Source organism: Nonomuraea sp. LP-02 (genome assembly GCF_036289125.1).
Lineage (GTDB): Bacteria > Actinomycetota > Actinomycetes > Streptosporangiales > Streptosporangiaceae > Nonomuraea > Nonomuraea bangladeshensis.
On record NZ_JAXCLK010000002.1, the window covers coordinates 351,384 to 373,991 of the forward strand.

General features: G+C 71.5%; 17 protein-coding genes and 1 pseudogene. 12 read left to right on the forward strand and 6 right to left on the reverse strand.

What is annotated here, in order from left to right; genetic code table 11:
• The first annotated feature begins 3 nt into the window (after positions 1 to 3).
• A complete protein-coding gene (locus SMD20_RS44875; RefSeq protein WP_329593486.1) occupies positions 4 to 3,615 on the forward strand; it encodes a LamG-like jellyroll fold domain-containing protein in 3,612 nt (1,203 codons plus the stop codon).
• A 130-nt stretch (positions 3,616 to 3,745) separates the two neighbouring features.
• Here the strand turns inward: SMD20_RS44875 and SMD20_RS44880 are convergent, their stop codons facing one another.
• The 4 genes from SMD20_RS44880 to SMD20_RS44895 form a co-directional block, all read right to left on the reverse strand.
• Complete coding sequence (locus SMD20_RS44880; RefSeq protein ID WP_329593488.1) at positions 3,746 to 5,155, reverse strand: alpha/beta hydrolase domain-containing protein; 1,410 nt, start codon at positions 5,153 to 5,155, stop codon at positions 3,746 to 3,748.
• 807 nt (positions 5,156 to 5,962) lie between these two features.
• A complete protein-coding gene (locus tag SMD20_RS44885) occupies positions 5,963 to 6,997 on the reverse strand; it encodes a zinc-dependent alcohol dehydrogenase (RefSeq protein ID WP_329593490.1) in 1,035 nt (344 codons plus the stop codon).
• Complete coding sequence (locus SMD20_RS44890; RefSeq protein WP_329593491.1) at positions 6,998 to 7,198, reverse strand: hypothetical protein; 201 nt, start codon at positions 7,196 to 7,198, stop codon at positions 6,998 to 7,000. It abuts the gene before it with no gap.
• A 95-nt stretch (positions 7,199 to 7,293) separates the two neighbouring features.
• Entirely contained in the window at positions 7,294 to 7,557 is a 264-nt protein-coding gene (locus SMD20_RS44895; protein ID WP_329593493.1) for a hypothetical protein, read from the reverse strand.
• A gap of 168 nt (positions 7,558 to 7,725) precedes the next feature.
• Here SMD20_RS44895 and SMD20_RS44900 point away from each other — a divergent pair, with 168 nt between their 5' ends.
• Together SMD20_RS44900 and SMD20_RS44905 are read left to right on the forward strand one after the other, a co-directional pair.
• Complete coding sequence (locus SMD20_RS44900; protein WP_329593495.1) at positions 7,726 to 9,435, forward strand: IlvD/Edd family dehydratase; 1,710 nt, start codon at positions 7,726 to 7,728, stop codon at positions 9,433 to 9,435.
• Positions 9,436 to 9,445: 10 nt separating this feature from the next.
• Positions 9,446 to 10,123, forward strand: a complete 678-nt coding sequence (locus SMD20_RS44905; protein ID WP_329593496.1) for an SDR family NAD(P)-dependent oxidoreductase — start codon at positions 9,446 to 9,448, stop codon at positions 10,121 to 10,123.
• Between the two features lie 51 nt (positions 10,124 to 10,174).
• Here the strand turns inward: SMD20_RS44905 and SMD20_RS44910 are convergent, their stop codons facing one another.
• Positions 10,175 to 10,975, reverse strand: a complete 801-nt coding sequence (locus SMD20_RS44910; protein WP_329593497.1) for an SGNH/GDSL hydrolase family protein — start codon at positions 10,973 to 10,975, stop codon at positions 10,175 to 10,177.
• A gap of 117 nt (positions 10,976 to 11,092) precedes the next feature.
• Here SMD20_RS44910 and SMD20_RS44915 point away from each other — a divergent pair, with 117 nt between their 5' ends.
• From SMD20_RS44915 to SMD20_RS44935, 5 genes are all read left to right on the forward strand, one after another.
• Positions 11,093 to 11,719 (forward strand): TetR/AcrR family transcriptional regulator, encoded by a 627-nt coding sequence (locus SMD20_RS44915; protein ID WP_329593499.1) that lies wholly within the window; start codon positions 11,093 to 11,095, stop codon positions 11,717 to 11,719.
• A 205-nt stretch (positions 11,720 to 11,924) separates the two neighbouring features.
• Positions 11,925 to 13,046 carry a serine hydrolase domain-containing protein gene (locus SMD20_RS44920; protein WP_329593501.1) on the forward strand — a complete coding sequence of 374 codons (1,122 nt, stop codon included), beginning with the start codon at positions 11,925 to 11,927 and terminating at the stop codon, positions 13,044 to 13,046.
• Between the two features lie 34 nt (positions 13,047 to 13,080).
• Positions 13,081 to 14,511, forward strand: coding sequence for an MFS transporter (locus SMD20_RS44925; RefSeq protein WP_329593502.1), 1,431 nt, complete (start codon positions 13,081 to 13,083; stop codon positions 14,509 to 14,511).
• Positions 14,512 to 14,525: 14 nt separating this feature from the next.
• Positions 14,526 to 15,797 (forward strand): glycoside hydrolase family 1 protein, encoded by a 1,272-nt coding sequence (locus tag SMD20_RS44930; protein ID WP_329593504.1) that lies wholly within the window; start codon positions 14,526 to 14,528, stop codon positions 15,795 to 15,797.
• A 41-nt stretch (positions 15,798 to 15,838) separates the two neighbouring features.
• A complete protein-coding gene (locus SMD20_RS44935; RefSeq protein ID WP_329593506.1) occupies positions 15,839 to 16,825 on the forward strand; it encodes a LacI family DNA-binding transcriptional regulator in 987 nt (328 codons plus the stop codon).
• Positions 16,826 to 16,899: 74 nt separating this feature from the next.
• Here SMD20_RS44935 and SMD20_RS44940 read toward each other — a convergent pair.
• A pseudogene (locus SMD20_RS44940) lies at positions 16,900 to 17,196 on the reverse strand (AMP-binding enzyme); the annotation flags it as partial.
• A 22-nt stretch (positions 17,197 to 17,218) separates the two neighbouring features.
• Between SMD20_RS44940 and SMD20_RS44945 the strand changes: the two are divergent.
• Genes SMD20_RS44945 through SMD20_RS44960 form a run of 4 tightly spaced genes read left to right on the forward strand, consistent with a single transcriptional unit; the run spans position 17,219 to position 22,603 of the window.
• Positions 17,219 to 18,364 carry a serine hydrolase domain-containing protein gene (locus SMD20_RS44945; RefSeq protein ID WP_329593508.1) on the forward strand — a complete coding sequence of 382 codons (1,146 nt, stop codon included), beginning with the start codon at positions 17,219 to 17,221 and terminating at the stop codon, positions 18,362 to 18,364.
• Positions 18,361 to 20,559 (forward strand): glycoside hydrolase family 3 C-terminal domain-containing protein, encoded by a 2,199-nt coding sequence (locus tag SMD20_RS44950; RefSeq protein ID WP_329593510.1) that lies wholly within the window; start codon positions 18,361 to 18,363, stop codon positions 20,557 to 20,559. The genes SMD20_RS44945 and SMD20_RS44950 overlap by 4 nt, the downstream gene beginning before the upstream one ends.
• Positions 20,556 to 21,458: an alpha/beta hydrolase gene (locus SMD20_RS44955; protein WP_329593512.1), complete on the forward strand. Its 903-nt coding sequence runs from the start codon at positions 20,556 to 20,558 to the stop codon at positions 21,456 to 21,458. Before SMD20_RS44950 ends, SMD20_RS44955 begins: the two co-directional genes overlap by 4 nt.
• Positions 21,455 to 22,603 (forward strand): serine hydrolase domain-containing protein, encoded by a 1,149-nt coding sequence (locus SMD20_RS44960; protein WP_329593514.1) that lies wholly within the window; start codon positions 21,455 to 21,457, stop codon positions 22,601 to 22,603. The genes SMD20_RS44955 and SMD20_RS44960 overlap by 4 nt, the downstream gene beginning before the upstream one ends.
• Positions 22,604 to 22,608: the final 5 nt, after the last annotated feature.

A 22,608-nucleotide genomic window follows, 5' to 3' on the forward strand; every position in this document is an offset into this window, starting at 1 on the left:
GCAATGGCATTCCCGAGCATCACCAGAGCCTTGTGCGCAGGACTCCTTCCCGCGGCACTCACCCTTTCGCTGACCACGGGGATCGCGGCCGCCGCCGCTGCTCCGGCCCCCGTGCTCGTCTACGAGTTCGACACCGACGACGTCACCACCGCCTCCATCACCGACTCCTTCGGCAACGGCCTGCACGGCGAGCTGGTCAACGCGGCCACCGCGGCGCTGGTGGACGGCGCGGCGGGCGGGCACGCACTGAGCCTGCCCGGCGGCGCCCCGACCTCCGGCGGCGCCTACGTCAGGCTGCCGCTGGCCGCGATCAAGGACAGGACCGACCTGACCGTGTCCGCGCGGGTCAAGTGGGACGGCACCACGTCCCCCTGGCAGTGGATCTACGCGCTGGGCAAGGACAACACCCGGTACCTGTTCAGCACCCCGTACAACGGCGACGGGAAACTGCGCACGGCGGTCACCACGTCGGGCGGCGGCGCGGAGGCGCAGGTCACCGGCTACGCCCCGCTTCCCGCGAACGCCTGGAAGACGCTGACCGTCACCCTCGACACGGCGGCCGGCCGGATCACGACCTACCTCGACGGGGCCGCCGTCGCCTCCGCCCCCACGACGATCACCGCCAAGCAGCTGATCGACGCCTCGACGACCTCCGCCGGGTTCATCGGGCGCTCGTTCTACGCCGACCCGCTGTTCGACGGCGCGATCGACGACTTCCGCGTCTACGCCGCGGCGCTCACGCCCGAGCAAGTCGCCGAGGTGGCGGGCGGCACACCGCCGACGCCCGCCGGCCTCAGTCAGAACGCCTTCGACGTGCGGACGTCCGTCGGCACCGCGCCCGCCCTTCCGCCCGCCGTCCGCGCCACCTTCTCCGACGGCTACGACCGCGACCTGCCCATCACCTGGCCGGCCGTGGACCCGGCGAAGTACGCCACCGCCGGGACGTTCACCGTCGCGGGCACGGCAGGCGGCCGCCCGGTCACCGCCCAGGTCACGGTGATCCGCGAGGGCCAGCTCGTCATCGACCTGGCCAAGGACACCGGCGCCTTCCACGGCGGCGCGTCCGGCACGCTCTACGGCCTGTACGGGCCCGGGGTGCCGACGAACAACCTCATCGAGGGCATGAAGCTGCGCACGGTCTCGACCAAGGCCCAGGACGGCCCGCAGCATCCGGGGGCGGACGCCCTTGAGGTGGTCAAGCCGCTGGCCGACAGCACCGACGGCGACGTGTACATCTACATGACCGACATCCATCGCGGCTTCCCGTACCAGTGGCCGGGCAGCACGCCGGAGGAGAAGCTCGACCTGTTCAAGCAGAAGATCGCCAAGCAGGTGGACCAGGTCCTGCAGCTCGACGCGAAATATCGCGATAACATCGTGTTCGTCCCGTTCAACGAGCCCGAAGGCAACATGTTCGGCACCGGGGAGTGGAGCTACAACCGGGTGAGCTGGCTCACCGACCCACGGCACTACTTCAAGGCATGGGACGAGGTCCACGCGCTCATCAAGGGCAAGATGCCCGACGCCCGCATCGCCGGGCCCAACACCAGCGTGCTGTACTCCCAGGTCAAGGGCTACCTGCAGCACACGGTCGAGGCCGGCACGGTCCCCGAGGTGATGACCTGGCACGAGCTCAGCCACCCCGAGCAGGTCCGCACCAGCGTCAAGCGCTACCGCGAGATGGAGGCCGAGGTCTTCGCCGGCACCCCCTACGCGGGCAAGAAGCTCCCCATCAACATCAACGAGTACGCCTTCAACTACCACACCTCCGTGCCCGGCCAGATGATCCAGTGGGTGTCGGCCATCGAGGAGTCCAAGGTGGACGCCGACATCGCGTACTGGAACATCGACGGCAACCTCTCCGACTCCGCCGTCCAGGCCAACCGGGGCAACGGCCAATGGTGGCTGCTGCACGCCTACGGCCAGATGAGCGGCCACACCGTCCAGGTCACGCCACCCTACCCCGGCAAGAACTACAGCCTGCAGGGCCTCGCCACCCTCGACCCCGCCAAGAAGCAGGCCCGCACGATCTTCGGCGGCGCGAGCGGCGCCGGCCACATCCGCTTCGAGAACGTCCCCGCGAACGTCCTCGGCCGCAAGGTCCACGCCTGGCTCAGGGAGATCCCGTGGACCGGGCAGATCGGCGACTCGCCGCAGCCCGGGATCGTCGCCGAACGTGACATCACCGTCGAGAACGGAGCCGTCGTCTTCGACCTGCCCGCGCTGGAGGAGTCGTCGGCGTACGAGATCGTCCTGTCCCCCGCGGGGACCGGCACCGAGACGGCCTCGGCGCCGCACCTGTGGGAGCGGTCGTACGAGGCGGAGGACGCGAAGTACACCGGCGGCGGCTACAGCCGCAACGGGCCCGAAGGCTCACCGTCGGACGTGTCGAAGTTCTACACCTCCGGCCGCTACGACGTCGGCGGACTGCGTACCGGCTCGGACGTCAAGCTCGACTTCACCGTCGAGGTGCCGCAGACCGGCCGCTACGACCTGAGCGTGTTCGCCAACTCGCTCAACACCTACGACCAGGTGCGCGAGCAGGGACCGACCAACGTCTTCGTCCGCGTGGACGGGGGAGCGGAGCAGGAACTGCACCTGCCCCTCGGCTACAAGTGGGTGGTCTGGGACCACGCCGACACCACCGTGCAGCTGACGGCCGGCACGCACGTCATCTCGCTCGCCGCGCGCAGCCTCGACGGCTCCAAGGCCACCAAGGGTGACGCGATCGTCGACCGCATCCGCCTGTCACTGCCGAACCCGGCGGCGGCCACCTCGCGCTACGAGGCCGAACTGGCCGAGCTGCACGGCGCACGAACGGCCTACGACGTCAAGGGCGCCGGAATCTCCGGCTCCGGCGCGGCGACCGCCTCCAAAGGCCAGTCGGTGACGTTCTGGGTCTACTCGGCCAAGGACGCCGCGGCCGTCCTGGACCTCAAGCTGTTCGGATCCGGCAAGGCGAAGCTGGCCGTCAACGGCCTGGAGGTGCTGGACGACGCCCGGCGCGGCGACTCCACCGCGACCGTGTCGCTGTCCGGCGGCGTCAACAAGGTCACGGTCACCGGCCGATCGGCCACGACCATCATCGACCGCCTCGACGTCCGCCCCGCCCCCGACGCGCTGCCGGCCACCGTCTACGAGGCGGAGTCGGCCCAGCTCGCGGGCACCGCGGCCGCCAAGCCGCTCACCCTGGCCAGCGGCAAGTCCGCGGTCACCGGAGTCGGCGGCACGCCGGGCAACGCCAACACCCTGACCTTCACGGTACGGGCCGACACCCCCGGCACGTACGCCATGCGCGTGCGCTACTCCAACCCCGAACAGTCACCCGCCACCCACTACAACCCCGACCCGCTGGCCCGGCACGCCGACATCACGGTGAACGGCGCCGCCCCGCAGCGCGTGCTGTTCCCCCACACCTTCCACGAGAACAACTTCTGGGAGCTCACCGTGCCGGTGACCCTGAAGAAGGGAGACAACACCGTCCGGTTCTCCAGCCAGGAACTGCCGAACTTCGACGGCACGACGTACGCGTCACAGACGTTCCCCGGAGTGCTCCTGCGCTCCCAGTACGCACCGGTGATCGACAAGATCACGGTGGCCCGTTACAGCCGCTGACCCACGGACCCGCCCGTGCCTGCGACCAGGCACGGGCGGGTCCACGGAGCAGAGGCCGATCATCCAGAGCAGGCCCGACGCGGGGGAGCAGCACGAAGCTTCTGCGCAAGCGGCCGCCGACTCGGAGCCGTCAGGGGATCGGGGTGGCACGGGCCCGCGCGACGGCCTCGGCGTGGTCGGCAGGCAGGAGGTGGCCGGCGGCGAGGGCCCGGTCGGCGGCCCGGGTGAAGGCGGTGACGTAGTCCTGCCGCGTGGGATAGAGCTGGAGCAACCGGGCACCGCTCAACGGGGCGGTGGAACCGAGCAGCAGACACGCGCCCGTGATCTCGCCGCCGCTGTTGGTCGGCCCGTAGACGGCCACCGGCGCGTCCAGATCGGGCAGCCGCACACCGCCCAGCGCGTTGCCGTCACCGTCGCGCCGGATGCTGCCGAGCAGCAGGCTGATCTGCGGCCCCGCAGGCGGCGCGCCCAGCCCGCGCACCCACCGGTCCAGGTGGTGATAGGCGGCGTTGGACGCGTACCGCCAGGTCATGGCGTTGACCGGCCGGTCACAGGAGATGGGACGCCCGTCGTTGATGGCGCGGTCGCGCGCGTTCTGGGCGTTGTACTGCGCCAGTCCGTACGCGTCGGCGTGCGCGGTACCGGCGACCTCCCACGTCCGGATCCGGGCGCCATCGGGCTGGCGGACGTCGGCGAACGTCCTGACGTCGGTCTCGGACTCGACCTGGAAGACGGGGACGGCGGTGTCGGCGCGGATCCGGGCGGTGAGGGGCAGGGCGATGACCCCGTCCCCGATGGGCGCGGCGCCGGCGCCCCGTCCGTGGATGAGGAACCCGTCATAGGCGGGGATGATCGGCTGGATCGCGTTGACGAAGGTGGCCAGGCGTCCGGCGGACTGCGAATGGCCCGCGGCCAGGACCTTCACCGGCGCGCCCGTCCCCAGCAGCGCCTGCCCGTGCGCCCGCACCGCCTCGGCGGCCTGCGCGAAGATCGAGTACGACAACGCGTCCGAGGCCAGCGAGACCTGCCCGTAGCGGACGGGGTCGAGGCTCCCGAGCTTGTCGGCGCCGACCTTCTGCGCGGTGACGCCGACGTAGGCGTACCCGGCGCGGGTGAACAACTCGTGCGACTGCGACCACTCCACACCGATGTCCACCCCGAAGCTGACGTTCAGCCACTCCACGACCACGGTGCCGTTGAACCTGGCCGGATCGACCGGCCGCTCGACCAGCAGCCGAGTGGTGTACGCCTGGACGGCGCCGCTGCGGCGGGCACCCCACTGGCCGTTGGTGTACCAGGTGCCGGTCTTCTGGAAGGTGTCGGCGCTGCCGCTCATCAGGAACTCGCGCTCCTCGTACCCGCGGGCGGCGAGGTCGACCACGGTGGCCCCGACGATCCTGCCCTGGCCCGCGCCGGCCGGGATCTCGGCGACGCTCACCGCCGCCGCTTCCGCCCGCGCCGGGGCGGCGGGCAGCAGGACGACCGCCGCCCCCAAGATGGCCATGGCCCGCGAGAGGCCGTGACGAAGTCGTTCGAACATGCTGGATCTCCTCCTCGGAGGCCGGCGGGGAACAGCCGCCAGTCTCCACCGGGGGCCGCCCCCCGGGCATCGGGGAAATCACCAGTCAGGTCCGGATGCATGGGCGTGCCCGCTATGGGGCATTCCGGCGGGATGCCGAAGCATCGGCCGGCTGGCCTGCCCAGGCCATGCCGTTGCGCGGCCGGCGCGCGGCGTACGGAGCACCTTCTCGTACGCTGATTGCACAAGCGGACATTTGGCGACATTACGGGATTGATGTCACACCAGACAGAATTCGCCTTCTGTCCGATATAAGTAGCTTTGTACTTTCCCTTGTCAGGTCGTCTCGCTGCATCTGATCCAAGACAAGAACGGTCTCATCGCCCCTGGCCCGCTTCGCTGGCGTGAGCGGGTTTCCGGGCCGCAGCCAGACATTGGACCGGCACTCGGTTCTTTGGGCTGCGGGTGGAAGGCGACACGTAGGAACGCCAGCGCACAACGTCCTATTCGTACGGTTGCCGGTTGCAGCTTCTAGAAATTTGCTCGATAACATCTCTTATGTCAAGTTAGGACTGCAGGCCGGGTATATGCCGCTCCCCTCGCCTTGACGCGGACATGACGAAGGAACGCGCCCGCTGGCTCGATCGGGCCTTGCCGCACTTCGACGTTGAAGTCTGCACCCTGCTACGGGAGCCGCCGGATCCTGCTCATCGGCTCCCCCGGCCGCCCCCTCGTCGAGGCCACAACCTGCCGACTTCGGCGACGCCGAGCCTGCGAGCAGCGGTCAAGTTTTGGTCGCAAGCGCCACGGACGGGTGGTGGGAGCCTGCTACGGCGTCACGTCTGGCCGCTCCCGTTGCGGAGCCACCAGGAACTTCGGGCCTGGCCCTCTGCGGTCCGGGAGGTGTCCGCCCAGCACGGCGGCCACGTCCTCCAGGGCGATCGTCGCTGCGACCAGGGGGCGCGGATCGACCGAGCCGTCCGCGTAGGCGGCGATGGCGCCTGGCAAGCCCGCGGACGCGCCGAGGATGCCGATCGTGGTGACGTCTTTCAGCACGATGTCGCGGGTGTCGACCGTGCTGGGCGTTCCGGCCAGGCCGATGTAGACGACGCGGCCGGCCGGTTCGACCAGGTCCAGGGCGAGGGCGGGCAGTGCCGGGGAGTTGGAGGCGTCGATGACCGCGTCCCATGGCAGGGCCGGCAAGGTGTCACGGGTCCAGACTCCGTCGACGCCGAAGGAGGCGGCCAGGTGCAATTGTGTGGGGTCGTGGCCCATGAGGTGCACCCGGGCGCCGGCGGCGCGGGCGAAGAGGGCGGCCAGCATCCCGATGGCGCCGGTGCCGAGAATCAGCAGCCGCTCGCCGGGGGCCGGAGCGGCGGCGTTGACGCTGCGCAGGGCGTTTCCGCCGGGTTCGACGAGGGCGCCGAGGGTGGCATCCATGGTGTCCGGCAGGGCGTGCAAGGACGTGACCGGGACGGCGAGCTGTTCGGCCAGCGCTCCGGGCAGCCCGTCGCGGATGCCGAGCTCGTGCCGGTCGGGGCACACGTGATGCCGGCCGCTCAGGCAGCGGCGGCACCGGCCGCAGCCGATCATCGTGTCGCCGGTCACCCGCCGCCCGACCCAGGCCGCGTCCACGCCCTCGCCGGTGGACGAGACGACGCCGGCCCACTCGTGACCTGGCCGGAGCGGGTAGGAGGAGGCGCCTGTGTGCAGGTAGCTCATCTCACCGGTGAACAGTTCGACGTCCGTGCCGCACACGCCGACCTGTTCGACGTCCACGATGACCTGTCCGGCGGCGGCCACCGGCGCGGGAACGTCCTGGACCTCGGCCTTGCCGGGGCCGGTCAGCACGAGGGCGCGCATCTACCGGGCCCCGGCGAGGGCCCCGGCGACGTGCTGACGTCGAGTGCCGAGTATCGGCTCGGCCGGCGACGCGGCCCTTTCTGCGGCGAAGAGCCGCTCGTCGGAGTCGGGGGTGAGGTCGGAGACGTCGATGGAGTGGGTGTCGTCCACGCGGACGGCCGGCTTGTCGGCGCCGGGCGCGCCGATGCGCATCACGTGCAAGGGAGGTTCTCCTTGGGCCAGTAAGGAACGGGCAGGCCGCGGCCGCCGGCCTTCGTGGGCGTATGCCTCGGCTGGGGCCGGGACGGTGGTGACCTTCACGAGGGGTTCGCTCCGTCGACGATCGCGCGGATGCCGGGCAGGTCGTCGATGAGCGTCCGCAGCGAGGTGCGGTAGGCCAGGCCGGTGATGCTGATAGCGCCGCTCGGCATGCTGGGAGAGGTGAGGAACGCCGCGACCGCGACGCAGTGGACCCCAGGAAGCGCCGCCAACGCTCGATGCGCGGTCGCTTTGGGGCTTGTCACTGAGCGTGCCATCTCCTCCAGCCCGATTCCGTCGGGATGCCGGTCCGAGTCGCTCATTTTCCGGATAGTAGACCTTGATTCCGAAAAGTAGAAGTATGTCCTAGGTAGGGCTTCCCGCCGTGCCGGAGTTCGACTAGCCTCACAGGCGGCTTCACCACTTATACGTATGTGTAGCCCTTCCCCGAAGGATCCCCGCCCTCGTCACCGGAAAGCGTGGTTGTCTTCATGTCGAGGAGCCGCAGCGCTCAGTGGTACGCAGGCAGCGACCGCAACGCCTACATCCATCGGGCGTGGATGCGGCGCGGGCTGCCGTCCGGCGCGTTCGACGGCCGGCCGCACATCGCGATCGCCAACACCGCCTCCGACCTGACCCCCTGCAACATGCACCTGAACGAGGTCGCCGAGCACGTCAAGCGGGGCGTGTGGGAGGCGGGCGGCGTGCCGCTGAACCTGCCGGTGGTGTCGCTCGGCGAGACGAACGTCCGCCCCACCGCGATGCTCTGGCGCAACATGGCGGCGATGGCCGTCGAGGAGATGCTGCGCGCCAACCCGATCGACGGCGTGGTGCTGCTCGGTGGCTGCGACAAGACGATCCCCGCGCTGCTCATGGCCGCCTCTTCGGTGGATCTGCCCGCCGTGGTGGTGCCCGGCGGGCCGATGCTCACCGGCACCTTCCGCGGCGTCCCGCTCGGGTGCGGCACCGACGTGTGGAGGCTCAGCGAGGAGGTACGCGCCGGGACACTGTCGCAGGCCGACTTCCTCCGCTCGGAGTCGTCGATGATCCGCAGCAAGGGTCACTGCAACACGATGGGCACCGCCTCCACCATGGGCCTGCTGGCCGAGGTGCTCGGCATGACCCTGCCCGGCCTGGCGGGGACTCCCGCCCCCGACAGCCGCCTGCTCGAAGGCGCCCACGAGACCGGCCGCCTCGTCGTCGAGATGATCGCCGACGGGCGCCGCCCCTCGCACGTCATGACGCGCGGCTCGTTCCTCAACGCCATCGTCGCGCTGGCCGCCCTCGGCGGCTCCACCAACGCCGTCATCCACCTGCTCGCCATCGCCGGTCGGCTCGGCGTCGACCTGACCCAGGACGACTTCGACCGCACCGGCTCCGGCGTCCCCCTCCTCGCCGACCTGCAGCCCGCCGGCCGCCACCTCATGGACGACCTCTACCGGGCCGGCGGCCTGCACGCGGTCCTGAACGAGGTGCGTGACCTGCTCGACCCGGCCGCGATCACCGTCACCGGACGCCCTCTGGTCGAGGCGCTCGGCGACGCGAAGGTGCACGACCGCGAGGTGATCCGCTCCCGGCGGCAGCCGCTGCAGCAGGACGCCGGAATCGCCGTCCTGTACGGCAACCTCGCCCCGGACGGCGCGGTCATCAAGCCCGCCGCCGCCTCACCTCACCTGCTCCAGCACCGCGGCCCGGCCGTCGTGTTCGACTCCGTCGAGGACCTGCACGCCCGCCTCGACGACCTCGACGTCACGCCCGACGCGGTGCTGATCCTGCGCGGCTGCGGCCCCAAGGGCTATCCCGGCATGCCTGAGGTGTCCAACCTGCCGCTGCCGCCCAAGCTGCTGGCCCAGGGCGTACGCGACATGGTCCGCATCTGCGACGGCCGCATGAGCGGCACCGCCTACGGCACCGTCATCCTGCACGTCGCCCCCGAGGCCGCCGCCGGCGGGCCGCTCGGCCTCGTCCGCACCGGCGACATGATCATCCTCGACGTCGAGAACCGGCGCCTCGACATCGACCTCCCCGCCGACGAACTCGCCGCCCGGCAGCCTTCCCCGGAGATGACCCGGGCGTTCGCCCACCCCGAGCGGGGCTGGCAGCGCCTCTACGTCGACACCGTCCAGCAGGCCAACACCGGCGCGGACCTCGACTTCCTCATCGGCTCCAGCGGCGACGCCGTACCCCGCGAATCCCACTGAGAGGACCCTCATGTCCCGCACCGCCCTCATCACCGGCGGCGTCAGCGGCCTGGGCAAGGCCGCCGCCGTCCGCCTCGAAGCCGACGGCGTCGACGTCATCACCCTCGACGTCGCCGACGGCGCCGACCTCGTCGTGGACGTCGCCGACCCGGCAGCCGTCCAGGCCGCCGCCGACGAGATCGGCCCCGTCGACATCCTCGTCAACTCCGCCGGCATCGTCGGCCCCAATGCGCCCCTCTGGGAGATCCCCCTCGACGGCTGGCAGCGCACCTTCGGTGTCAACGTCAACGGCACCTTCCACACCTGCCGCGCCTTCGTCCCCGGCATGCGCGAGCGCGGCTGGGGCCGTATCGTCAACCTCGCCAGCATGGCCGGCAAGGACGGCAACCCCAACATGGCTCCCTACTCCGCCAGCAAGGCCGCCGTCATCGCCTTGACGAAGTCTCTCGGCAAGGAACTGGCCACCAGCGGCGTGCTGGTCAACGCCGTCGCCCCCGCCGTGATCGAGACCCCGATGAACGCCGACACCGCCCCCGAGGCTCTGGCCCATATCACCAGCCTCATTCCCATGCGTCGCGTCGGCAGGCCGGAGGAGGTCGCCGAACTCATCGCCTGGCTGGCTTCCGACAAGGTCAGCTTCTCCACCGGCGCCGTCTACGACATCAGCGGCGGCCGGGCCACCTACTGACAGACGGCGGAGCCCGGCTCCCCCGGCGCTCCGCCGTGCACGCGTGCCGGATCAGCCGGTGGCCGAGGTGAGCGCGGCCAGGTAGCCGAGCCGGTAGCCGTTGGCGTTGGGGTGCAGCGGGGTGGGGTTGAGCACGGGGTGGATCCACGCCTGGCTGGAGCAGACGGCGTGGCCGGCGAAGAACGCCTGGGCGTCGACGAACTGGAAGCCGGCCTTGGCGGCGCTCTGGGCGAGGCTCTGGTTGAGCGCCCGGCCGAACCGGTTGAGCTCCTTGCGCTGGTACTGGTTGGGGACGATCCAGGCGCTGCAGCCGGCGCTCTCCTCGAACAGGAGCGGGTAGCCGAGCACGTAGACCTTCGCGGACGGGGCCGCCTGGCGGATCGCGGCGTAGGTCGTGTCGACCTTGGCCGCGACGGCGGGCAGACCGGCCACGACCTGGTTGACCGCGTTGGTGCAGGCGGCGTCGCCGGACTGCATGCAGGTCAGCACCTGCGCTCCCCAGCCGGCGTCGTTCCCGCCGATGGTGAGGGTCACCACGTCGGTCTCGGCCGTCAGTCCCGAGATCTGCTCGGCCAGCACGTCGTCGGTCACCGCGCCGCCGCAGGTGACGTCGGTGAACGCGGTGATGCCGTGGGCCTGGGCCCACAGCGTGGGGTATCCCTGTGGGCTGCGGCCGCAGTCGAGGGACGCTCCTGGCGCGCCGAGCCCGGAGGAGAAGGAGTCCCCCATGGCCACGTACCGGGTGGTGGAGTCGTAGGCGGACGTGGCCGCATGGACCGGCGCGACAAGCAGGCTGACGGCGGTCAGCAGAGGAAGGGGGACAGCGAGGAGACGGACTACGTTCCTTCGCATGGATGCCTCCAGGGGGTGCGAGGGCGTGCCGCGATCGCGGCGACGGAGGTTAACGCGAAGTAAAGCTAGACCGACCTTTACTTGAGGTCAAGGTTTGGCCGTCCGTAGACTTGCCCGGTGTCCGCACGCACGCATGCCGGTCTCAGCGGCCGCCGCTTCGAGGAGGACGACCTCCTCGACGCGGCACGAGCCGTCTTCCACGCCGAGGGATACGCCGCCGCGCAGGTCGCGGACATCGCCAGGCGCGCCGGGACGACCAAGCCGACTCTGTACGCGCGGCTGGGCAACAAGGAGCAGATCTACCTGCGTGTCGTACGACGCGAGGCAGAGGTCTTCCGGGGATGGGTCGCCGACGCCTACGAACGAGGCACCCGCCTGCCCCTCGCGGAACTGTCCCAGGTCGGCATGGAGCCGCTCTTCCGCTTCGCGGCCGAGCGGGCCGAAGGCTTCAACCTGCTTTTCCGGGGCGAGAAGACCGGCGACCTGCCGGCGACCCTGCGGCGCGAGGTCGTCGGCGACGTGACCGAGCAGCTCACCGGCCTCATCCGGCGCCGCCAGGAGACGTTCGGGCCCGACCTCGGCTCCACGGCGGACACCCTTGCCGCGGCCTGCGTCGGCGTCGCACTCCAGGTCTGCGAGCACACCATCGACCGCGGTGGCGACCTGAACGCCGCCCGGCACCTCGCGGCCTGCTTCGTCGAGAACGCCTTTCACAACCTCGACCTCGCCTCCCTGAACCCCTGACGAGCGTCGCGCTCCCGGCTCGTCTAAAAACGTTTCAACACCCTCTTGTGGCCCGGGTCACCAGCGGTTAAGTTGCTCTCCCAGAAGCACTGAGACGTATAAGTAGCAGCGCCGCCATCGAGCGTGTCCAGCGCTGCCCTCGCAGTGCCCCCTTCCAGGAGACGTGAGCCAAATGGACATGACCAGCAGCCGACCTTTGACGATCATGCGTGACCACATGCGGAGAGCGGTCGATGACGGCGTCTGGCCGGCCGCGCAGTTCGCGGTCGCGCGGCACGGCGAGATCCTGGCGTTCGAGTCGTTCGGTGACGCCCGTGACAGCGACCGGTTCTGCCTGTTCTCGGCCACCAAGCCGATCGTGGCCTCGCTGGTGTGGCAGTTGCTCGGTGAGGGCCTGATCGGCCTGGAGACCTGGGTGGCCGAGGTGTGGCCCGAGTTCGGCGCGTACGGCAAGGACGTGGTCACCCTGGAGCAGGTGCTGCTGCACACCTGCGGTTTCCCGTCCGCGGCCATCTCCCGCGACGCCATCACCTCGCGCGACCAGCGGGCCGCCGAGATGGAGTCGTGGCGGCTGGAGTGGCAGCCGGGCAGCCGGTTCTTCTACCACGGCATGTCGGCCCACTGGGTGCTGACGGAGGTGATCCACCGGTTGACCGGCCAGGACTTCCGGCAGGCGCTGCGCGCCCGGGTCCTCGACCCGCTGGGCCTGGACCGGCTGGAGCTGGGCGTGCCGGTGGAACGGCAGGCGGACCTCAAGCGGGTCACCGCCACCGGGACCCGCTCGATCGACGTGTTCGAGGCGCTGTTCGGGCAGCCGGTCGACGAGGCCGCCGCGGAGGCCGAACTGGCGGACGTGCTCGCCATCGTCAACGATCCGGAGCTGCGCGCCGTGGGCGTGCCGGGCGCGGGCGGGTTCTCCGACGCGGCCAGTGTGGCCCTGTTCTACCAGGAGCTGCTGCACAACACGACGGGACTGTGGCGGCCGGACATCCTGGCCACGGCCACCGGCGAGATCCGCACCACCCTCCCCGACCCCATCCGGATGGGCGCCCCCGCCAACCGCAGCATCGGTCTCGTCATCGCCGACCCGGACGACGGCGCCGCCCTGAGGATCCCGTCACACGACATCGAGGTGCCGCTGCGGCCGTTCGGCTCGCGGGTGTCGCCCGGCGCGTTCGGCCACGGCGGAGGAGGCGGGCAGTCCGCCTGGGCGGACCCGGCGACCGGCCTGTCGTTCTGCCTGGTCACCAGCGGGATGGACCGCGACGTGGTGGCCGATCTCCAACGGCACCTCGCTATCGAGTCACAGGTGCCGGAACTGGCGTGACGGCGGGCCACCTCCACCCTCAGGAGCCACTGCGATGACCACAGCACGACCCGCCCCGCCTCACCTCGCCGAACCCGCTGTCCCGGGCACGTCGATGACCTACCTCGGCGGTCCGCCCTTCCGCCGCTACCTGTTCGTGTACATCCTGGCGATGGCGGGCATCACGGCGGCCTACGGCGGCATCGGGGCCATCATCCTGCCGCTGCACATCCAGGACATCGAGTTCGCCCACTGGTTCACCGGGCCGGACGCGACCGCCGACCTGCAGCGACTGACCAACCTCAAGGCGCGGATCGAGGCGGGCGTCGCCACCGCGACCGCTCAGGAGCAGCATCAGCTCGGCCTGCTGGCTTCCTATGAGGCGGCCCGGGCGAGCAGCCTGTCGATCGTCACCGCCGTCGGCGCCATCGCCACCATGCTCGTCCAGCCGGTCGCCGGACTGCTGTCGGACCGTACCCGCTCCCGCTGGGGGCGGCGCGCTCCCTACGTCGCCGGCGGCGCGGTGCTCGGCGCCGCCCTGCTGATCGGGGTGCGGTACTCGGCCGGCATCGGCCTGATGATCGCGCTGTGGGCCCTCGCCCAGGTGGCGATCAACCTGGCGCAGGGGCCGCTGAACACGACCGTGCCCGACCGGATCCCGGAGAACAGGCTCGCCACCGTCTCCGCGCTGTCCGGGATCGGCACGTCGGTCGGCGCGCTGCTCGGCTCGGTCGCCGCCGGCCTGGTCTTCGGGATCCTGGGCCTGGACAGCTACTTCCCCTTCGCCCTGGCTCTGGCCGTCACGGGCCTGCTGTTCGTGCTGGTCGCCCGCGACCGGTCCTCGCTCGCGCTCCAGGTGCCCGACGCGAACGGGGCGGGCCTGCTGAAGTCGTTCCTGGTCCCGCTGCGCTCGGCCGACTTCCGCTGGGTCTGGATCGCGTCGCTGACGATGGCGATCAGTTACGCCGTGTCGAACGCCTTCGGCCTCTACATGATGCAGAGCTACATCCAGCCGGCGCTCAGCGCCGCCGAGGCCACCCGCATCGTGCCGGTCCTGTCCATCGTCACCCTTCCGGGCATGCTCGTCTCGATGCTCGTCACCGGCAGGTGGTCCGACCGGGCCGGCCGCCGCAAGCCCTTCGTCATCGGCGCCTCGATCCTGTTCGCCGCGTCCATGCTGGTGCCGCTGCTGTGGCCGGCGCTGCCGGCCCTGTTCGTCCAGGCCGTCGCCGGCGGGGTGGCCATCGGCTGTTACCTGGCGGTGGACCGGGCCCTGCTGATCGACGTGCTGCCCGACCGGACCGGCGCCGCGGGCCGCGACCTCGGCCTGGGCGGCATGGGGTTCAGCCTCGGCGGGGCGATCGGTCCCGTCCTGGCCGGCCAGGTCGTCGGCCTGACCGGCGGTTATCGCATGGTCTGGGTGATGGCGATCCTGGTCGCGCTGGTGGCGACCGTGGCGATCGTCCCGGTCAAGAAGGTCGCGTAGGAATGGAGAACCGCATGCCCGCCTTCCCCGACTCCTTCCTGTGGGGAGCCGCGACCTCGGGACACCAGGTCGAAGGCAACAACACCGCCAGCGACGTCTGGGCGATGGAGCACGTGCCGAACAGCGCCTTCCACGAACCCTCCGGCGACGCCTGCGACAGCTACCACCGCTACCCCGACGACATCGACCTGCTGGCCGACGCCGGTCTCAACGCCTACCGCTTCAGCGTCGAATGGTCGCGCGTCGAACCCGAGAAGGGCCGCTTCTCCCGCGCGGAGCTCGACCACTACCTGCGGATGGCCGCCACCTGCCACGCCCGCGGGCTCACCCCGGTCGTCACGCTCAGCCACTTCACCGTGCCCGCCTGGTTCGCCCGCGACGGAGCCTGGAACCAGCCCGAGGCCCCCGACCTGTTCGAACGCTACTGCCGCCAGGTCGTCACCCACTTCGCCGGCGAGGTCACCTGGTGGATCACGCTGAACGAGCCGAACGTGGGCGCACTGCTGGCCTCGACCGGGCTGCTCGCCTACGGCGGACCGGCCGACGCCGCGCGGGAGGACCCGGCGGAGGCGTTCGCCCGCCGCGTCGGCGGCGAGGCCGGCACCGCGACCGTCGCCCTGCCCGTCACCACCCCCGAAGGCATCGCGAACCTCTGTCAGGCACACCGCCGCGCCCGCACCGCCGTCAAGGAACTCCAGCCGAAGGCCCGCGTCGGCTGGTCCCTCACCCTCCAGGACTTCCAGGCGGGCGAGGGCGGCGAGCAGAGGACCGCCGAGATGCTGCGGCAGATCGTGGAGCCGTTCCTGGAGCTGTCTAAGGACGACGACTTCGTCGGCGTGCAGACCTACACCCGGATGGTTTTCGGCCCGGACGGACCGATCAAGCAGCTCCGCACCGAGCGCACCTTCCAGACCGGCTGGGAGTACTACCCCCAGGCCCTGGGCAACGCCGTCCGCCTCGCGGCCGGCTTCACCGGCGTGCCCGTCCTGGTCACCGAGCACGGCATCGCCACCGCCGACGACGACCTGCGCATCACCTACACCCGCGAAGCCCTCACCGGCCTGCGCGAGGCCATCGCCGACGGCGCCGACGTGCTGGGCTACCTGCACTGGACGCTGCTGGACAACTGGGAATGGCACGCCGGCCACGCCATGACGTTCGGCCTGGCCGGCGTGGACCGCGAGACCTTCGAACGTACCCCCAAGCCAAGCCTGCACTGGCTGGGGAAGGTGGCCGCCGCCAACGGAGCAGGCCTGGACACCGACGAAGGGGTCCGAGGCCGCTGATACGATTCAGTCCCGCGCAGGCGAGACGAGGGAGGCTCGGTTTGGCCAGAGCACGGCGGGTCACGTCCGTCGACGTGGCCAGGGAGGCCGGAGTCTCGCAGGCCACGGTCAGCTACGTGCTCAACAACGTGTCGCATCAGAAGATCGCCGAGGAGACCCGGCAACGGGTCCACGCGGCCGTCGAGAAGCTCGGCTACACCCCCTCGGCCGCGGCCAGGACCCTGCGGCTGGGCCGCAGCGACATCGTGCTGCTGCTCATCGCGAACGTCCCGCTGGGCTCCACGGCCATCGAGCTGATCGAGCACCTCACCGCCGACCTGGAACGGCACGGCCTCAGTGTCATCACGCGCATCGAGAGCGGACGCACGGTCGCCTCGCTGTGGAAGGACCTGGCGCCGGCCGCCGTGGTCACCTTCGCTCCCGTGACCAAGGAGAACCGCGCGGACATGCGCGCCGCGGGCACCTACGTGGTCAACGTCTGGGGCGACAGCGAGGGCGAGCCGAACGTGATGACCCGCGGGCAGATCCGTATCGGGCGGATGCAGGCCGATCATCTGATCTCGCAGGGGCATGTCCGGATCGGGTACGCCGCTCCGGCCGATTCCCGCGTGCGTGCCTTCTTCGATCCGCGGTTGGCAGGCGTGCGGCAGGGCTGCGCCGATCGCGGCCTGCCGCCGCCGTCGGTGCGGGAGGTCGTGCTGGACGCGGAAGCCGCGTGTGCGGCGGCGCGGGCCTGGCGGGCGGACGGCGTCACCGCCGTGTGCGCCTTCAACGACGAGGTGGCCATCGCCCTGCTGGCGGGCGTGCGGGCCGCCGGCCTGTCGGCTCCCACGGACCTGGCCGTCATCGGGGTGGACGACATCCCCATGGCCCGCTTCGCCGAACCGCCCTTGACCACCATCGACCAGCACATGGAAGCCGTCGCCGCCGAACTGGCCGGCGCCGTGCTCAAGGGCCTGGAAAGACCGGACGCCCGCCGCTCCGCGCCGCCGGACAACGCGACCTTGGTGGTCCGCCGCTCCGCCTGAACCGCCGGGCGCGCTCGTGCGGGGTCAGGGCCCGCCGGGTGTGTCGGCCTGGCGGAGTAGCCGGTACGGACGACGTCCTGCAGCTCGGCGGCCGGTCCGGGCGAGCCCGCGACCCCGGGGGCCAGGACGACGAAGGCTTCGACGACCTCGCCGCGCAGTTCGTCGGGCCGTCCGGTCACGGCCACCTCGGCGATGGCCGGGTGGGTCGCCCGATGGCTGGGCCGGCTGCCCTGGGATCGCAGGTGTCGCCAGTGTTTCCGGAATGTGGCTAAAAACGTTTCAACAACCTCTTGTCCTCCGGTTCGCCCGGGGTTAGGTTGCTCTCCCAGGAGGACTGAGACGTATAAGTAACAGTCCGTGCGGACATGCATGCCCTGTGTGCGAGGAGACGTGATGAACCCCACCGGCCGCGCTGTGCTTCGCGACCGCGTTCAGCAGGCGGTCGACGACGGCGTCTGGCCCGCCGCGCAGTTCGCGGTCGCCCGGCACGGCGAGATCCTGGCGTTCGAGTCGTTCGGTGACGCCCGTGACGGCGACCGGTTCTGCCTGTTCTCGGCCACCAAGCCGATCGTGGCCTCGCTCGTGTGGCAGCTGGTCGGCGCCGGATCGATCGCCTTGGAGACCCGGGTCGCCGAGGTGTGGCCCGAGTTCGGCGCGCACGGCAAGGACACGATCACCCTCGAACAGGTGCTGCTGCACACCAGCGGCTTCCCCAACGCGACCATCTCCCGCGACGCCGTCACCTCCCGCGACGAGCGGGCCGCCGAGATGGAGTCGTGGCGGCTGGAATGGCCGCCCGGGAGCCGCTACGAGTACCACGCCACCTCGGCGCACTGGGTGCTGGCCGAGGTCGTCCACCGCGTCACCGGCCAGGACTTCCGCCAGGCGCTGCGCGCCCGGGTCCTCGACCCGCTGGGCCTGGACCGGCTGGAGCTGGGCGTGCCGGTGGAACGGCAGGCGGACCTCAAGCGGGTCACCGCGACCGGGGCTCGCTCGATGGAGGTGCTGGAGGCGCTGTTCGGGCAGCCGGTCGACGAGGCCGTCCTGGACGCCGACTCGGCGCGGACCCTGTCGGTCGCCAACGACCCGGAGCTGGTGGCCGTGGGCGTGCCCGGCGCGGGCGCCTTCTCCGACGCGGCGAGCGTGGCCCTGTTCTACCAGGAGCTGCTGCACAACACGACGGGGCTGTGGCGGCCGGACATCCTGGCCACGGCCACCGGCGAGATCCGCAACACCTTCCCCGATCCCATCCGCGCGGGGGCCACCGCTGGCCGGAGCGTCGGCCTGATCATCGCCGGACCCGACGACGGCGCGGCGCTGAAGATCCCCTCGCTCGGCATCGAGGTGCCGCTGCGGCCGTTCGGCGGCGCCGTGTCACCGCGAGCTTTCGGGCACGGCGGGGCGGGCGGCCAGTCGGCCTGGGCCGATCCGGCCACCGGCCTGTCGTTCTGCCTGCTCGTCAACGGGATGGACCGCGACCTGCTGGGTGACGTCGAGCGGCACGCCGCCATCGAGGGGCAGGCGGCGCAGTGGGCATGACCTCCGACCGGCTCGCGAAGCTCTCCCTCTCCGAGCAGGCCTCCCTCACCTCGGGCGGCACGGCCTGGACCACGAAGGCCGTCGGCGACGTGGTCCGGGCGCTGCGCCTGTCGGACGGCCCACACGGCCTGCGGCGGCCGCAGGACGGGTCGCTGCTGTCGGCCGGCGTGCCCGCCACCTGCTTCCCGCCCGCGGTCACGTCGGGTTCGACGTGGGACCCCGCGCTGGTCCACCGCATCGGCGCGGCCCTGGCGCGGGAGGCGTCCGCCCTCGGCGTGGACGTGGTGCTCGGCCCCGGCGTCAACATCAAGCGCAGCCCGCTGTGCGGACGCAACTTCGAGTACTTCTCCGAGGACCCGCACGTCAGCGGCGTCATGGGCGCCGCGCTCGTGGACGGCATCCAGTCCCTGGGCATCGGCGCCTGCGTCAAGCACTTCGCCGTCAACAACCAGGAGACCGACCGGATGCGCGTCAGCGCGGACGTCGACGAACGCACGCTGCGCGAGCTGTACCTGCCGGCCTTCGAGCACATCGTGCGCGAGGCCCGCCCGTACACCGTGATGGCCGCCTACAACCGGATCAACGGCGTGCACGCGTGCGAGAACCGGTGGCTGCTGACGCGGGTGCTGCGCGAGGAGTGGGGCTTCGACGGCCTGGTGATGTCCGACTGGGGCGCGGTCAACGACCGGGCCGCCTCTCTCGCCGCCGGTCTCGACCTGCAGATGCCGCCGGACGGCACCGACCGCCAGGTCACGGCGGCGGTCGAGGAGGGCCGCCTGAGCCAGGAGATCGTCGCCACCGCCGCCGGGCGCGTCCTGCGGCTGCGGGAACGCGTGGACCAGGCACGCCGTTTCGACGACTGGGACGTGGACGCCCACCACGAGCTCGCCCGCGAGGCGGCCCGGGCGGGCGCGGTGCTGCTGAAGAACGACGACGATCTGCTGCCGCTCGACCCGATGGCGCGGCTCAAGGTGGCCGTCATCGGCGAGTTCGCCCGCACCCCGCGCTACCAGGGCCACGGCAGCTCCCGCGTGATCCCCACCCGTCTCGACAGCGCCTGGGACGCGCTGCGCCAGGCGGCCGGCCCGGACATGGAGCTGACCTTCTCCCCCGGCACGTCGCCGGAGGAGGCCGTGGCCCAGGCGGCCCGGGCCGACGTCGTGCTGCTCTTCCTCGGCCTTCCGGAGGAGTCGGAGACCGAGGGCCAGGACCGCACCGACCTCTCCCTGCCCCGCTGCCAGGTGGACCTGCTGCGCGCGGTGGCCGCCGTCTGCCCCCGGGTCGCGGTCGTGCTGTCGAACGGCGGGGTGGTGTCGGTGAGCACCTGGCGGGACGACGCGCAGGCGATCCTGGAGACCTGGCTCGGCGGCCAGGCGGGCGGCGCCGCGCTGGCCGACCTGATCCTCGGCGCGCACAGCCCGTCGGGCAAGCTGACCGAGTCGATCCCGCTCCAGCTCCAGGACGTGCCCTCCTACCTGCACTTCCCCGGCCAGGACGGCCGCACCGTGCACGGCGAGGGCCGTTACGTCGGCTACCGCCACTACGACACTCTCGACGTGCCGGTGGCGTACCCGTTCGGGCACGGGCTGAGCTACACCACCTTCTCCTACGACGACCTGGAGGTGGAGGAGACCGGCGAGAACGCCTGGACGGTCCGCGTCACCGTCACCAACACCGGCGCCCGCCACGGCGCGGAGGTCGTCCAGCTCTATGTGGCCTTCGACGAGCCGCACCCCACGCGGCCCCGGCACGAGCTGCGCGGCTTCGCCAAGCTGCCGCTGGAGCCCGGGGCCTCGGCGCGGGCGGAGTTCCGGCTCACCGGTCGTGACCTGGCGTGGTACTCGACGAAGCGGGGCGGCTGGCGCATCGACCCGGGCGCGTTCACGGTCGAGGTGGGCGCCTCCTCCCGCGACATCCGGCTGCGGGCCGAGCTGCACACGCCGGGGGACGGCATCGCCGACGAGCTGACCGGCGCGTCCTCGCTGGGCGAATGGCTCGATCACCCGGTCGGCGGGAAGCTCCTGCGCGAGCGGCTCAGCGCGTATCCCGGTGCCGTCAAGCTCGGCGACGTCGATCCTCTGGTGCTGTCCGCCGTGGCCCAGATCCCCCTCGGCAAGTTCACCGGGCCCGTCCTCGGGCTCACCCCGGAAGCGATCACCGCACTCGCCGCCGCCGCCGCACAGGAGGAATCATGAGCTTTCACCCGCAGCTTGCCGCCCGGATGGAGCACTCGACGGGACCCGAGCTGCTGAGCGAGCCGTTCGGCCCGCCCGAGACATGGGAGCTCGGGATCGAGGACCGCGAGATCGAGGGGCCAGGTGGCGCGCTCCGGCTGCGGATCTACCGCCCCGTGAGCGACGCGGCCGACCGGCCGTGCCTGGTGTGGCTGCACGGCGGCGCCTGGGTCGGCGGCGACCTGGACATGCCCGAGGCCCACGAGACCTCTCGGGGCGTGGCCGGCCGGGCGGACGCGGTCGTCGTCTCCGTCGCGTACCGGCTGTGCGACGAGAACGTGCACTTCCCCGCTCCGGTCGACGACGTCGTCACCGCCTACCGGTGGGTACGGGAGCACGCCGCCGAACTCGGCGTCGATCCGGCCCGGGTCGCGCTGGGAGGCGCGAGCGCCGGCGGCAACCTGGCCGCCGGGGCGTCCCTGCGGCTGCGCGACGAGGGCGAGACGCCCTGGCAGGCGCTGCTGCTGTACCCACTGGTGCACGCCCCGCTGCCCGAGCCCTCCGGCGAACTGGCCGCCGCCCTGGCCGAGGTGCCCGCCGCGCTGAGCTTCCCGGCCCATCTCATCGACCAGGTGTTCGCCATCTACCTGGACGGCGCCCCGGTCGAGACGGCCTCGCCGTACGCGTTCCCCGGCCACGCCGAGGACCTGCGCGGCTTTCCGCCCACCTACCTCGACAACGACGAGTTCGACCAGCTGCGCGGCAGCGGCGAACGCTTCGCCGACCAGCTCCGCGCCGCCGGCGTGGAGGTCGAGCAGGTCACCTCGCCGGGCGTGCTCCACGGCCATCTCAACCTGGTCGGCCTCGACGTCGCGCACGCCACCCTCGACCGCATGGCCGCCCGCCTGGGGCTCCGGTGAGTGAGATCGGCGGAACCTTCGAGCCGCCGTTCGAGCCGGTGGTGGCGGCCTTCGCCGAGACCGTGACCGAGCCGGAGTCGGGTGGTGCGGCGCTGTCGATCTGGCAGGACGGCGCCGAGGTGGTGAACGTGTGGCGCGGCACCGCCGACGCCCGCACCGGCCGGCCGTGGGACGAGCGGACGATGACCGTGCTGTTCTCCTCGACGAAGGGGCTGGCGGCCCTGGTCGTCGCCCATCTCGCCGAGCAGGGCCGGATCGACCTGGACGCGCCCGTGGCACGGTACTGGCCGGAGTTCGGCGTACACGCCAAGGACACGCTCACGGTCGGGGACCTGCTGGCGCACCGGGCCGGCCTGATCTCACCCGACACGGATCTCTCTCTGAGCGAGGCGCTGGACGGCCACGGGTTCGCGGCCCGCCTCGCCGCGCAGCAGCCCCGGTGGACGCCCGGCGAAAGCCACATGTACCACGCGATCACCTGGGGACCGCTGATCCGTGAGGTGGTGGTCCGGGCGACCGGGCGGGAGCTGCCCGAGCTGTTCCGCGAACTCGCACCGGCGGAGGTGACGTTGCAGGCGACGGACGCCGAGGTCGCCCGGGTCGCGCACCTGTCGGTCTCGCCGGCGTACGAGGCGCAGGGCCGCATGCTGGAGCGGCTGCTGACCGACGAGGCGAGCAGGCGGTTCCTCACCACCGGCGGCGCGTTCCCGCTGGGCTTCGTCACGGAGGACGGCGGCTTCAACGACCCGCGGGTGCAGAAGGCCGGCCTGGTCAGCGGCGGCGGCCTCGGGACGGCGTCCGGGCTCGCGCGGGTCTGGTCCTCGGCGGTGACGCCCACCGGCGGGCGGCGCGTGCTGTCCGAGCGCGGCCTCGCCCTGCTCACCCGCGAGCGCAGCAGCGGCCCCGGTCTCATGGACGCGGGCGGCCCCGGCCCGTTCCACCGCTGGGGCGCCGGCGTGCAGCTGTCGTCCGAGGCTCTGCCGTTGCTGTCCGGCACGTCGTTCGGCCACGACGGGGCGGGCGGCCAGGCCGGGTTCGCCGATCCCGCCCACCGCGTCGGTTTCGGCCACCTCACCAACCGCATGCGGGCCACGAGCGACGTGCCGCAGGTCGTCGCCGCGCTCAAAGCGGTGCTCGACGCGTGACGAAA

Coding starts and splice junctions, on each gene's coding strand:
- SMD20_RS44875 (WP_329593486.1), top strand. CDS start 4: ATGGCATTCCCGAGCATCACCAGAGCCTTGTGCGCAGGACTCCTTCCC.
- SMD20_RS44880 (WP_329593488.1), bottom strand. CDS start 5,155: ATGTTCGAACGACTTCGTCACGGCCTCTCGCGGGCCATGGCCATCTTG.
- SMD20_RS44885 (WP_329593490.1), bottom strand. CDS start 6,997: ATGCGCGCCCTCGTGCTGACCGGCCCCGGCAAGGCCGAGGTCCAGGAC.
- SMD20_RS44895 (WP_329593493.1), bottom strand. CDS start 7,557: ATGAGCGACTCGGACCGGCATCCCGACGGAATCGGGCTGGAGGAGATG.
- SMD20_RS44900 (WP_329593495.1), top strand. CDS start 7,726: ATGTCGAGGAGCCGCAGCGCTCAGTGGTACGCAGGCAGCGACCGCAAC.
- SMD20_RS44905 (WP_329593496.1), top strand. CDS start 9,446: ATGTCCCGCACCGCCCTCATCACCGGCGGCGTCAGCGGCCTGGGCAAG.
- SMD20_RS44910 (WP_329593497.1), bottom strand. CDS start 10,975: ATGCGAAGGAACGTAGTCCGTCTCCTCGCTGTCCCCCTTCCTCTGCTG.
- SMD20_RS44920 (WP_329593501.1), top strand. CDS start 11,925: ATGCGTGACCACATGCGGAGAGCGGTCGATGACGGCGTCTGGCCGGCC.
- SMD20_RS44925 (WP_329593502.1), top strand. CDS start 13,081: ATGACCACAGCACGACCCGCCCCGCCTCACCTCGCCGAACCCGCTGTC.
- SMD20_RS44930 (WP_329593504.1), top strand. CDS start 14,526: ATGCCCGCCTTCCCCGACTCCTTCCTGTGGGGAGCCGCGACCTCGGGA.
- SMD20_RS44945 (WP_329593508.1), top strand. CDS start 17,219: ATGAACCCCACCGGCCGCGCTGTGCTTCGCGACCGCGTTCAGCAGGCG.
- SMD20_RS44950 (WP_329593510.1), top strand. CDS start 18,361: ATGACCTCCGACCGGCTCGCGAAGCTCTCCCTCTCCGAGCAGGCCTCC.
- SMD20_RS44955 (WP_329593512.1), top strand. CDS start 20,556: ATGAGCTTTCACCCGCAGCTTGCCGCCCGGATGGAGCACTCGACGGGA.